The following is a 14708-nucleotide window of genomic DNA, read 5'->3' as shown; positions in this document are numbered from 1 at the left end:
TTCCTTACTATTAATTTTTAAATGCCCTGATCAAGGTTATATAACCTTTAAATACTTTCCATTCATTACTTCCACCTTTTCTAGCGCGTAGCAGATAGTAATAAGTCCCCTCATTTAAACCTTCGCCTGTCCAGTTGTTCTGGTAGCCTTTGGCTCGGAATACTTCATTACCCCAACGGTTAATAATGGTGAGTTCGTTCTCCGCAAACTCGGCCAGGCCATTAATCTCGAAGGTGTCGTTTATTCCATCACCATTTGGTGTAAACAGGTTCGGAATCAATAAGTCATCGCCTGTTATGCTAGCAGCATCTGCCAGCACCGTATTATTATTTAATATCGGATCGGGCTGATCTCCTTTTACCGTTGCAGAATTATTTAATACACCGGCAGCTAAGGTTCTTGCTTTAAAGGTTAATGTTGCGCTCTGGTTTAAATCTAAGCTTCCAACTAACCACACTAAATCTCTGCTGGTGGTCGAATAAGTTGTGGTACCAATGGGAACAGTAATTTCTTTAGGTGCATCAATAATGGTTGACAGCTTATCCGTTACGGTAACTCCCGTTGCCCTATTCGGTCCTTTATTGGTTACGGTAATTTTATAGGTTACATCAGAACCTGTTTTAATATCACCTTTTGTTACCAATTCTTTTGTAACCATCAAATCAGCTGATTTATCTATTGCTATAAGCGCTTCTGGCTTGATGACGGGTCCTGCAAGACCCGTCATAATGGCCACATTTTTTACCGTATTGTAGTTATTTACATCTGGTGCAACTTTCGCATCAAAAGTTAATACTGTACTCGAATTGGCGCGCATATTAATCGTCCATTTCAGGGTATTCCCCATAACCGTACCATAGCCAGAAACCGAGTTCGCCACATAAGTTAAGCCCGCAGGAAGCTCATCGGTTATGGTTACACCATTTAGTGCTGAACCTCCGGTATTTTTGACCTGGAGTGAATAGGTCAAAATCTCGTTAGCCTGTGCTTTGCCGTCTTTATTGCCCTTGCTATCAGCAACCGATTTACTGCCTTCCAACATGCCTGCTGTAGGAATCGATACCGCTGGACTCAATGGCGTTAAAGCATTTCCAGGATCTGTAACCGTGGCTGTGTTGTTCACACTTAATATACCCGAAGGAATGATGGCGTTAACCATTACTTTGAAGCTTACCCGTACTTGTCCATTAGCAGGAATGGTTAAATTATTCCAGTTTAAGACGTTGCCAACTAACGCCCCGCCATTATCTGCACTGGCGCTTATGCAAGTCGTATTCGCCGGAATTGCATCGGTAATCTTCACACCTGTTCTGGCTGTATTTCCATTATTTTTAACCATAATACTATAAGTTAACACCTCATTTGCTTCGGCCATTCCGTTGTTATTGGCATCTGTAACGGTTTTAGAACTTACAATTTTTGGCAATTCTATAATGGTTGGATAATCGTTGTCTTCCTCCGTTCCCGAAACGTCAGAAACTGGTGTTCCAGCCGGCGTGCTGGCCGTAAGCGTAGCCGTGTTTCTCACTGTACCGGCATTTTTCTCTGCCTGCGTAATGGCATATACTGCCGTGGCTACTGCCGTTTGATCCGGTGCGATACTTGCAGGTGCAAAGGTTAGCGTTGATGAAAGTTTTGGATCAAGCAATCTGAAATTGCTTAACGTAACATTCCCGGTATTTTTTACTGTAAAAGTATAGGTAATGGCATTTCCATCAGCACTTAAAACACCTGTTTTAACCAAGGTAAGACCTGGTGTTTCTTTAATCAGGAATACCGTAGGGTCATCAGGTGCCAAAGTTCTCGGATCATCTGAAAGTTTACTCAGTTTATTAGCGCCGGAGTATTTGGCAACTAAAGCCGCCTGGTTTACAAACTTGCCGTTATCAATTTCCGGTTGTGTTAAGGTATGTCTGGCTAAAATCCAAGCAGTTTCAGCAGGCTCTAATTTACCGATAGTAGCAGGGGTAATACTACCTGCATCTGCTCCCTCATCGGTTACTACAATATCAGTAAGCGTAACGTTACCTGTATTCGTAACCTGGATGCTGTACTCGATCACTTTAACAACACCCGCAGCATTTGCAAATACTTTGGTAAACCTTAGCGATGGATTGGCTACAATCGGGCTAAAGGTTGCATCGTCCACTACAGGAGTCGACGGATCGTCGGATACTTTTGTGATCGTATTCCCTTTCGGATCTTTTACGTTTGCACTTACCTGATTACTGAAACCACCGGCATTTACATCACTTTGTTTTACCGTATGTTTGGCTGTAATATTCACCGTGGCCCCTGGCGGCACCGAAGTTATATTCGACGGAGTTAAACTGCCGGCATCGGCATTTGCATCAACCAATGCAATATCGGTTAAAGTTACATTCCCGGTATTTTTGAATATAATGTTATAATTGATCACATCTCCGGCCTTGGTTGCACTGTTTGTAGCCGACTTAGTCAAGGTGAAACCAGGCGATGGCGTTAATTGGGTTACGGTAGCATCATTTAGTGCTGGTGTAGCCGGATCATCAGACAATTGGGTGATTACAAGGCCTTTATTATCAGTTACTTTGACTGACGCCTGGTTGGTAAACGATCCCAGATTGATATCGTTTTGCGTTAAAGTGTGCTTAGCGCTAACATTTATACTTGCACCTGGCGCCAAAGTTGAAATAACTGCGGGTTTGATCGATCCGGCATCAACCGCAGCATCGCTTACAGTTAAATTGCTTAACGTTACGCTTCCAGTATTGGTAATAGCAAAGGTATAATCGATCGATTCGCCGACTTTTGTTCCTGCAGCACCGGCTACTTTTGTAAAAGTAAGTGAAGAAGTATTTAAAATTGGGGTTTCTGTAGGATTATCATTTCCGCTAGTCGTTCCTGAAACATCGGTAATGGTATTTCCTGCAGGTGTTTTGGCACTCACAGAAGCCGTATTACTAACCGATCCCGCATCTTTATCACTTTGAGAAAGTGTATAAACCTGATCGAAAGTAAAGCTCGCCCCTACTGCCAACGCAGTTGAGAAGGTTTTATTCAAAGCTAATTTTTGGTCGATCAGCACTATGTTACTCAAAGCTACATCACCTATATTGATCACGTTAAAAGTATAAGTAATACTGTTGCGGTCGGCACTTAAAGCACCTGTTTTAACCAATGTGATTTTACCTCTCAAAATGATTGTGGTAACCGTTGACTGATTGTTGGTATGATCCGGATCTGTTGATTTAGCAGTTGGACTTAACGATACAGTATTGACTAAGTCTGCTCCGGCAAATGCTGTTGTTACACGGCCACTAACGGTTAAACTTACCTGTTGACCAGCCAATAAGTCCGCATTAACGGTAAATGTTTTTGCGGTTGAATCATAGGTTCCGCCAGTTGCCTGGTAGCTTATATTTTCTAATCCTACCGGGAGATTTTCTATCAATCCGATAGCTTCACCGCTTAATACCGTAGCAGGTCCGTTGTTTTTAATAATAATCGTATAACTGATATCACCATTCTTTTCAACACCGGTTACATTGGCTGTTTTGCTGATCTGAAGATCGGTGATCCAGTTCGGAATGTTAACTGTAACTACGGCTGTCGAAGTTTTTGCCGCATCCAGTTTATCGCTAATCTGATAAGTTAACGCATAAACCCCTGGAAACGTTCCTGCGGCAACATTTACCTTCCCGGTCGTTACATCTAAAGTAACATTTGGGTTGGTGGTTGAAACCTGGCTTAATTTTACCTCATTTAATGTTGCCGGATTGCTGTTGTAAGTATCATTGTCCAATACATTTTCAACCGCTGTTCCGCCCGTAAAGCCGTTTGCATTTCCTGAATCGGCTATTGCAGCCAATGCAGGTGTACCAACTGTGATGGTTACGGTAGCTGTTTTGGTTTGACCCAGGTTCAGTTTATCTTCGATCTGGTAGACCAAGGTATAAGTGCCTGCGGGAGTGTTCGGCGCAACGTTCACCTTTCCGGTTGTTACATCTAAAGTAACATTCGGATGAGTAGTTGAAACCTGGCTCAGTTTTACATCATTTAATGTTGCCGGATTGCCGTTGTAAGTATCGTTGTCCAATACATTTTCAACCGCTGTTCCGCCCGTGAAGCCGTTTGCATTTCCTGAATCGTTTGTGGCAGCCAATGCAGGTGTCCCAACTATGGTTACCGTAGCCGTTTTGGTCTGACCCGGGTTCAGTTTATCTTCGATCTGGTAAACCAGCGTATAACTTCCTGCCGGAGTGTTCGGCGCCACGTTCACCTTTCCGGTCGTTACATCTAAAGTAACATTCGGATGACTAGTTGAAACCTGGCTCAGTTTTACATCATTTAATGTTGCCGGATTGCCATTGTAAGTATCATTGTCCAATACATTTTCAACCGCTGTTCCGCCCGTAAAGCCGTTTGCATTTCCTGAATCGGCTATTGCAGCCAATGCAGGTGTACCAACTGTGATGGTTACCGTAGCCGTTTTGGTCTGACCCGGGTTCAGTTTATCTTCGATCTGGTAGACCAAGGTATAAGTGCCTGCGGGAGTGTTCGGCGCAACGTTCACCTTTCCGGTTGTTACATCTAAAGTAACATTCGGATGAGTAGTTGAAACCTGGCTTAGTTTTACATCATTTAATGTTGCCGGATTGCCGTTGTAAGTATCGTTGTCCAATACATTTTCAACCGCTGTTCCGCCCGTGAAGCCGTTTGCATTTCCTGAATCGTTTGTGGCAACTAATACCGGCGACCCAATCGTGATGGTTACCGTAGCTGATGTCATTTGACCCGGGTTCAGTTTATCTTCAATCTGGTAAACCAAAGTATAAGTGCCTGCCGGAGTGTTCGGCGCCACGTTCACCTGTCCGGTTGTTACATCTAAAATAACATTTGGATGAGTAGTTGAAACCTGGCTCAGTTTTACATCATTTAATGTTGCCGGATTGCCGTTGTAAGTATCGTTGTCCAATACATTTTCAACCGCTGTTCCGCCCGTGAAGCCGTTTGCATTTCCTGAATCGTTTGTGGCAACTAAGACCGGCAACCCAACCGTGATGGTTACCGTAGCTGATGTCGTTTGACCCGGGTTCAGTTTATCTTCGATCTGGTAAACCAGCGTATAACTTCCTGCCGGAGTGTTCGGCGCAACGTTCACCTTTCCTGTTGTTACATCTAAAGTAACATTCGGATGACTAGTTGAAACCTGGCTCAGTTTTACATCGTTTAATGTTGCCGGATTGCCATTGTAAGTATCATTGGCCAATACATTTTCAACGGCTGTTCCACCAGTAAAGCCGTTTGCATTTCCTGAATCGTTTGTGGCAACTAATACCGGCGACCCAATCGTGATGGTTACCGTAGCTGATGTCATTTGACCCGGGTTCAGTTTATCTTCGATCTGGTAAACCAGCGTATAACTTCCTGCCGGAGTGTTCGGCGCAACGTTCACCTTTCCGGTCGTTACATCTAAAGTAACATTCGGATGACCAGTTGAAACCTGGCTTAGTTTTACATCATTTAATGTTGCCGGATTGCCGTTGTAAGTATCGTTGTTCAATACATTTTCAACGGCTGTTCCACCCGTAAAGCCGTTAGCATTTCCTGAATCGGCTATTGCAGCCAATGCAGGTGTCCCAACAGTAATGGTTACCGTAGCCGTTTTGGTCTGACCCGGGTTCAGTTTATCTTCGATCTGGTAAACCAAAGTATAGGTGCCTGCCGGAGTGTTCTGTGCAACGTTCACCTTTCCTGTTGTTACATCTAAAGTAACATTCGGATGAGTGGTTGACACCTGGCTTAGTTTTACATTATTTAATGTTGCCGGATTGCCGTTGTAAGTATCGTTGTTCAATACATTTTCAACGGCTGTTCCACCCGTAAAGCCGTTAGCATTTCCTGAATCGGCTATTGCAGCCAATGCAGGTGTCCCAACAGTAATGGTTACCGTAGCCGTTTTGGTCTGACCCGGGTTCAGTTTATCTTCGATCTGGTAAACCAAAGTATAGGTGCCTGCCGGAGTGTTCTGTGCAACGTTCACCTTTCCTGTTGTTACATCTAAAGTAACATTCGGATGAGTGGTTGACACCTGGCTCAGTTTTACATTATTTAATGTTGCCGGATTGCCATTGTAGGTATCGTTAATCAATACATTTTCAACCGCTGTTCCGCCCGTAAAGCCGTTTGCATTTCCTGAATCGGCTATTGCAGCCAATGCAGGTGTACCAACTGTGATGGTTACGGTAGCTGTTTTGGTTTGACCCGGGTTCAGTTTATCTTCGATCTGGTAAACCAAAGTATAACTTCCTGCCGGAGTGTTCGGCGCAACGTTCACCTTTCCGGTTGTTACATCTAAAGTAACATTCGGATGACTAGTTGAAACCTGGCTTAGTTTTACATCATTTAATGTTGCCGGATTGCCATTGTAAGTATCGTTAATCAATACATTTTCAACCGCTGTTCCGCCCGTGAAGCCATTTGCATTTCCTGAATCATTTGTAGCAGCCAATGCAGGTGTCCCAACTGTGATGGTTACCGTAGCCGTTTTGGTCTGACCCGGGTTCAGTTTATCTTCGATCTGGTAAACCAGCGTATAACTTCCTGCCGGAGTGTTCGGCGCCACGTTCACCTTTCCGGTCGTTACATCTAAAGTAACATTCGGATGACTAGTTGAAACCTGGCTCAGTTTTACATCATTTAATGTTGCCGGATTGCCATTGTAAGTATCGTTAATCAATACATTTTCAACCGCTGTTCCGCCCGCGAAGCCGTTTGCATTTCCAGAATCGTTTGTGGCAACTAAGACCGGCAACCCAACCGTGATGGTTACCGTAGCTTGTTTGGTTTGATTTGCATCTAATTTATCTACAATTTCATAAATTATTGTATAAATACCAGCTGGCGTATTGGCATTTACATCAACCTGTCCAGTTGCAACATTAAGTATTACGTTAGGATTTGATGTTGAGATCTGCGACAAAGTTACGTCATTTAATGTAGGAGCTGTAGAAGTTCCATTGTAACTATCATTAGAAAGAACATTATTTACAGCTACTCCGCCTATCAAACCGTTTGCGTTTCCTGCATCATCTTTCGCTAATAAAGCACCGGAAGCTACGGTTACTTTTACTGTCGAAGTAGAAGTTTTCGAAGCGTCCAGTTGATCCGTGATCGTATAAGTTAAAGTATAAACGCCGGCCGGGGTATTTGCTGCAACATTTACCGTACCCGTTGTTAGATCCAGTGTTACTTTGCCATTGCTGTCGTTTGTTCCGTTCGTAATGGTCACATCAGCCAAGGTTGGCGCTGTTGTTGTTCCGTTGTAAGTATCGTTTGCTAAAACATTGGCTACCGCTGTTCCACCGGTTACCGAGTTTGATGTACCTGCATCATTTTTAGCTAATAAAGCACCGGAAGCCACTGTTACTTTTACTGTTGCGGTAGAAGTTTTCGAAGCGTCCAGTTGATCCGTGATCGTATAAGTTAAAGTGTAAACGCCTGCCGGGGTGTTGGCTGCAACATTAACCGCTCCCGTTGTTGGATCCAGTGTTACTTTGCCATTGCTGTCGTTTGTTCCGTTCGTAATGGTCACATCAGCCAAGGTTGGCGCTGTTGTTGTTCCGTTGTAAGTATCGTTTGCTAAAACATTGGCTACCGCTGTTCCACCGGTTACCGAGTTTGATGTACCTGCATCATTTTTAGCTAATAAAGCACCGGAAGCCACTGTTACTTTTACTGTTGCGGTAGAAGTTTTCGAAGCGTCCAGTTGATCCGTGATCGTATAAGTTAAAGTGTAAACGCCTGCCGGGGTGTTGGCTGCAACATTAACCGCTCCCGTTGTTGGATCCAGTGTTACTTTGCCATTGCTATCATTTGTACCATGGGTAATGGTTACATCGTTTAATGTTGGAGCAGACATTGTTCCGTTGTAGGTATCGTTCGAAAGTACGTTTGCTACCGCTGTTCCGCCTGTTATTGAGTTGGCGGTACCTGCATCATCTTTCGCCAATAAAGCACCTGCAATCAAATGAATGGTAACAGTTGCTTGCTTTACGTTCCCTGGATTTGCCTTATCTTCTATTTGGTAAACCAATGTATAAGATCCCACAGGTGTACCTGGCAGAACATTCACTTTTCCGGTCGCCGGATCAATAGATATATTGGGATTTGAACTCGAAATCGGGCTGATGGTTACATTAGTTAAAGTAGCCTGACTACCATTTAGTTTGTCGTTAGCCAAAACATTAGTAACTGCCACACCACCATTTACTGCATTTAAAGTTCCTTCATCATCTAATGCGTAAACCCCGGTATTGGTTACAGTTGGCGTATTGTTGCCTTCTGCAGTACCCGAAATATCTGAAACATTACCATTTAATGGATCCTTTCCATTAACTGTAGCTGTATTGCTAACCGATCCTGCAGACTTTTCTGCAGCAGAAATTGCATAGGAAGCCGTAGCTGTTGTACTCATTCCAGGCGCCAATGTTGTAGCAGCCAGGGTTATTGAACCTGTAACTTTACTATCGGTTATAACCAGGTTGTTCAAGGTAATATTACCGGTATTTTTAACGGTAAACAGGTAACTTACCGAGTTTCCATTAAGGTTTAATGTTCCTGTTTTCACTAAAGTAACCGCCGGATTTAAAACAATGTTGACATCAGCTGCTGCTGTTTTAGCGATTGGCAGTTCCGTGCTATTAACACTTGCTGTATTGACAATCTTCCCCGTATTATTAATTGGATTACCATTATTATTTAAATCAGATTGAAGGACAGTATAGGATCCGTTGTAGGTCCAGGTTTCGCCTTTTTCTAAAATATTATCTGTATTTCCGGTTTTAGCAGGATTACTTAAATTACCACCAAGCAAGGGATCACTAATGGTGATGTTATTTTGATTAGCATTCCCAGTATTAGCGACTGTAATCGTGTAATTGATGACATTTCCTGCTTTATTAACAGATGAAACATCTGCAGACTTTGTAATTGATATCGATGAGCATACCGGAACAGAAACCGTTACCGTAAAACTATTACCAACACAGCCACCTGTTACGGTCGCTTTCGGTGTTACGGTATATACTATTGTTTGGATACTGTTAGTTGTATTGATTAAAGTTTGCGTAATTGTATTACCCGTTCCGTTAGCCGCGCCTAAAACATTAAGAGTTGAATTTACCGTCCAGATAAATGAAGCAGGTACAGAATTTCCTCCATTTGCAGTATTGTTAATATTTAGTGTCTGAATATCATAGCTGAAGCTTCCCGCAAAATCTAAAGTCCTGGTATCATTAAACCCTTTTGGTGTTTGATTGATCGTTACCGTGATCTGTGCACGTGTGGCACTTTCGCAACCGTTTAAAGTCTGGCTAGCATAATAAGTTCCGTTAGTTAAGGCTGTAGTTGAAGCTAATGCCGTTCCACCCGTTGCCTGTGTGTACCATTTAACTGAAGTTCCTGCTGCAGCTAAATTGGCAACCGTAGCATTCGAAATTTCACAGAAGTTTTGATTGCTTGCCGTTGGTGCCAGTGTTGCGGTAATGCTCACTGTGATCTGCGCGCGTGTGGCACTTTCACAACCGTTTAATGTCTGACTGGCATAATAGGTTCCGTTCGCCAAGGCTGCTGTTGAAGCCAATGCCGTTCCACCCGTTGCCTGCGTATACCATTTAACTGAAGTTCCTGCTGCAGCTAAATTGGCAACCGTAGCACTCGAAATCTCACAGAAGTTTTGGTTGCTCGCCGTTGGTGCCGGCGTTGCAGTAATGGCTACCGTGATCGAAGCACGTGTAGCACTTTCACAACCGTTTAAAGTCTGGCTGGCATAATAAGTTCCGTTAGTCAAGGCTGCTGTTGAAGCCAATGCCGTTCCGCCCGTTGCCTGGCTATACCATTTAATACCTGTTCCTGTGGCAGCTAGATTGGCAACGGTAGCAGTCGAAATCTCACAGAAGTTTTGGTTGCTCGCCGTTGGTGCCGGCGTTGCAGTAATGGCTACCGTGATCGAAGCACGTGTAGCACTTTCACAACCGTTTAAAGTCTGGCTGGCATAATAAGTTCCGTTAGTCAAGGCTGTAGTTGGAGCCAATGCCGTTCCACCCATTGCCTGCGTATACCATTTAACACCTGTTCCTGCTGCTGCTAAATTGGCAACCGTAGCATTCGAAATCTCGCAGAAGGTTTGGTTGCTTGCCGTTGGTGCCGGTGTTACGGTAATGCTCACCGTGATCGAAGCACGTGTGGCACTTTCGCAACCGTTTAAAGTCTGACTGGCATAATAAGTGCCGTTCGCTAATGCTGTAGTTGAAGCTAATGCCGTTCCACCGCTTGACTGGCTATACCATTTAACTGAAGCTCCTGCTGCAGCTAAATTGGCAACCGTAGCAGTCGAAATCTCACAGAAGTTTTGGTTGCTCGCCGTTGGTGCCGGCGTTGCAGTAATGGCTACCGTGATCGAAGCACGTGTAGCACTTTCACAACCGTTTAATGTCTGACTGGCATAATAGGTTCCGTTCGCCAAGGCTGCTGTTGAAGCCAATGCCGTTCCACCCGTTGCCTGCGTATACCATTTAACACCTGTTCCCGTTGCGGTTAGATTGGCGACAGTAGCATTCGAAATCTCGCAGAAGGTTTGGTTGCTTGCCGTTGGTGCCGGCGTTGCAGTAATGGCTACCGTGATCGAAGCCCGTGTAGCACTTTCACAACCGTTTAATGTCTGACTGGCATAATAGGTTCCGTTCACCAAGGCTGCTGTTGAAGCCAATGCCGTTCCACCCGTTGCCTGCGTATACCATTTAACTGAAGTTCCTGCTGCAGCTAAACTGGCGACCGTAGCATTCGAAATTTCACAGAAGTTTTGATTGCTTGCCGTTGGTGCCGGCGTTGCGGTAATGCTTACCGTGATCTGTGCACGTGTAGCACTTTCACAACCATTTAAGGTCTGACTGGCATAATAAGTGCCGTTCGCTAATGCTGTAGTTGAAGCTAATGCCGTTCCACCGCTTGACTGGCTATACCATTTAACACCTGTTCCCGTTGCGGTTAGATTGGCGACAGTAGCATTCGAAATCTCGCAGAAGGTTTGGTTGCTTGCCGTTGGCGCTGGCGTTGCAGTAATGCTCACTGTGATCTGTGCACGTGTGGCACTTTCACAACCGTTTAATGTCTGACTGGCATAATAGGTTCCGTTCGCTAATGCTGTAGTTGAAGCTAAAGCTGATCCACCCGTTGCCTGGCTATACCATTTAACACTTGTTCCTGTGGCAGCTAAACTGGCGACAGTAGCATTCGAAATTTCACAGAAGTTTTGGTTGCTTGCCGTTGGTGCTGGCGTTGCGGTAATGGCTACCGTGATCTGTGCGCGTGTGGCACTTTCACAACCGTTTAATGTCTGACTGGCATAATAAGTTCCGTTCGCCAAGGCTGCTGTTGAAGCCAATGCCGTTCCACCCGTTGCCTGCGTATACCATTTAACTGAAGTTCCTGCTGCAGCTAAATTGGCAACCGTAGCAGTCGAAATCTCACAGAAGTTTTGGTTGCTCGCCGTTGGTGCCGGCGTTGCAGTAATGCTCACTGTGATCTGTGCACGTGTGGCACTTTCACAACCGTTTAATGTCTGACTGGCATAATAGGTTCCGTTAGTCAAGGCTGTAGTTGAAGCCAAAGCCGTTCCACCCGTTGCCTGCGTGTACCATTTAACACCTGTTCCTGTTGCGGTTAGATTGGCAACCGTAGCAGTCGAAATCTCACAGAAGTTTTGGTTGCTCGCCGTTGGTGCCGGCGTTGCAGTAATGGCTACGGTGATCGAAGCACGTGTAACACTTTCACAACCGTTTAAAGTCTGGCTGGCATAATAAGTTCCGTTAGTCAAGGCTGTAGTTGAAGCCAATGCCGTTCCGCCCATTGCCTGCGTATACCATTTAATACCTGTTCCTGTGGCAACTAGATTGGCAACCGTAGCATTCGAAATTTCACAGAAGTTTTGATTGCTTGCCGTTGGTGCCGGCGTTGCGGTAATCGTTACTGAACCATTTAAAGACACAGGTAAACATGGCACAGTTTGCCCAATAGTGCTCACATCAAAAGTTCCTCCTGAGGTTGGTATTCCACTTATGGTTAACGTTTTTACACTTTTGGATGTCACAAGCCCTGAAGGCAAATTATTCACTACCACATCGGTAGCAGAGCCAGACCAGGTATAAGTAATTGGGATTATGGAGCTACCCACACATATTATCTGATTACTTGATCCTCCTCCAGCTACCAGCCCTGCTGAAGGATTAACAGTTATCTGGCTAGTTATTGTTACTGCAGTACAAGGAGTAATCTGCCCGGCTGTACTAACACTATATGTTCCACCAGATGTAGGCGTTCCGCTGATGGTTAAAACCTTTGTAGTTGTATTCTTACTTGCTATTAAACCAGCTGGAAGAGTCGTATAATTCACATCGGTTGCCGACCCGCTCCATGTATAAGTTATCGGTGTAATTGCTCCATTTGCGCACGTTACCTGATTAACATCCCCACCACCTGAAACCAATGTCGCAATAGGATTAATATTAATTGTTCCAGTAGCATTCGCAGCTCCACAAGGGCTGGCCTGACCAGTTGTACTAACCGTATAACTACCAGAAGAAGTGGGAGTTCCGCTTACCGTTAATATTTTACCACTTTTAATGACTGATAATCCAGCTGGAAGATTAGTAATAGTAACGTCTGTTGCACTTCCACCCCAGGTAAAAGTTGTAGACGCAATTGACGATCCGGCACAAATGGTTTGGTTAGCATTACTACTCACCACCAACGTTGGCGCTTGGTTTACTGTAACGTTATATGCAGTGGATTTGGGCCCGTTTGAGCCATATGCAATTGCTGTTATAGTGGCACTTCCGGAATAATCTGCAGCCCATGTAACTGTTGCAGTAGCTGTTCCAACATTTGCACTGGTTGTCATTGGTGAGGCTGAAACAGTGCCGGCATTATTAGGACTAATGGCAAAAGCCATGGATGTAGCAAAACCCGAACTAGCCGTGTAAGAAGAAGTACCTGTCCTCTGACACCTCAAATCAACTCCTGCACTAAATACCGGAGCAATAACATTAGGAGAGATATTTATAGTAACAACGGCATCGTCACAGGTAATTGTTCCGTTTATATTGGTGCAAATGGTATAAGTAAAACTATCTTGTCCATAATAACCAGCATTTGGAATATAAGTTACGGTTCCATCCGCATTTTTAACTATCGTGCCATGTGCCGAAGTGGTTGGAACAGTATAAGAGTATAATGCAGATTGATCGTGTGGTTGGTCGTTAGCCAGTATATCAAAATTTATGGGCGTATTCAACGTGGTCGCTGCCTGATCATCATTTGCAGTTACCAAATTGATGAACTTGGTATTAAAGGCAATAAAGGCCGGATCACTACTCCCGCCAAGTTTATATCTTAAAACCAGCGGCTGCAAATAATTGGCACTGGTTATTCCAAAAGCACTCGCATCTGCAGCCCATATTCTAATAGGCCTTTCAGTTTTAATAAAACCTGGTTGAATGACTCCTGTATTGGGATCATAGAAATCAGGCAACCATGTGCCGATTGCCGGAATAGCAGATTGATCAATACTGATCTTATTACCAACAAGATTCCCATTACCATCTTCAAAATATACTTGATCCAGCGCGCCGGTAGCTTGCGCTACCTGAGTAATTAAAATATCAGGAATACCATCACCAATTTGTGAATCGTCGGTAATTGCACCAAAATTAAAACTCAATGGTGCTGCTGTTGCCGGAATATTAGTAATACAAGACCCCATATCAAGACCTCTCACGCCTCTGGTAAGAATCTGAGCTACGGTAACAGGAACAGAATATGGATATACACCGCCATTATCTACGCCATCTTCGAGCTGCCCCAAGCCAATAAAATTTGAAGCTGTTCCAGGTAAGGGAATGTTTCTAACAGGAAAAGCCTGATAAGTTCCAGGAGTAAATGAAACGAGCTTCGATGTAAGTAAAGCATCGTTTACCCCTGTCGAATAATTTATATTATTAAAAGTGAAACCGAGTAAATTATTTTTATTATCGGGCCAAACCGGATTAATGGCTCCCTGTTTAGAAGACCAGTATCCTTTGTAATCTGTAAATAACCCCGTAACATTAAATTGAGCCGAAGCATGACTTATTCCTAATACAAGTAAGAATAAAACAAGAGATGATATCTTGCCGAAAGGCATGATCTTAAAGAGAAAGCGTTGCATATTTTTATTCATTTTCCACCTGGAAATAATAGGGTAATCACTGCATATAAATGATCTCATCCGATGAGCACAAAATCTTCCTAAAAAATTTGTATTCAATAGAAAATTCTCTTAGTAGGACGCAGTAAAAAAAGCGTTTAAACGCTGATTATAAAACACTTTTGGAGAGATAGAGACCATTTGAAAATGCCATTTTTAAGGGCCGCAAAAGTATATTATTTTTCACACTCCTGCAAGAACCAATAAACCACAAAACTGCAGCCTGTTTTTGTACTATTTTCGTCAAAAACTGTATTATCAATGCTACAAAGAAACTAAAAAAGGAAATCGACTTTAACTATTCACGCAGACAACCGCTGATCCCCAAAGTGTTTTTTTGATTTTAATCAACAACTATATAACAATGTGTAGTTTTTATACTACCAATTTAAGATAAAAATGATTTTTTGGAACACAAGCAGAA

At 43.7% G+C, this 14708-nt stretch carries 1 protein-coding gene; it reads right to left on the bottom strand.

Annotated elements, in window-relative coordinates:
• Positions 1-10: 10 nt before the first annotated feature.
• Positions 11-14245 carry a DUF7507 domain-containing protein gene (locus ACTJKN_RS09185; RefSeq protein ID WP_440824298.1) on the bottom strand — a complete coding sequence of 4745 codons (14235 nt, stop codon included), beginning with the start codon at positions 14243-14245 and terminating at the stop codon, positions 11-13.
• Positions 14246-14708 lie beyond the last annotated feature (463 nt).

Origin of the sequence: Pedobacter sp. 22163, assembly GCF_052045595.1 — a bacterium.
Classification (GTDB): Bacteria; Bacteroidota; Bacteroidia; order Sphingobacteriales; family Sphingobacteriaceae; genus Pedobacter.
The sequence above is the reverse complement of the archived record's forward strand: the minus strand, read 5'-3'. Positions and strand labels throughout refer to the sequence as shown.

Coding starts and splice junctions, on each gene's coding strand:
- ACTJKN_RS09185 (WP_440824298.1), bottom strand. CDS start 14,245: ATGCAACGCTTTCTCTTTAAGATCATGCCTTTCGGCAAGATATCATCT.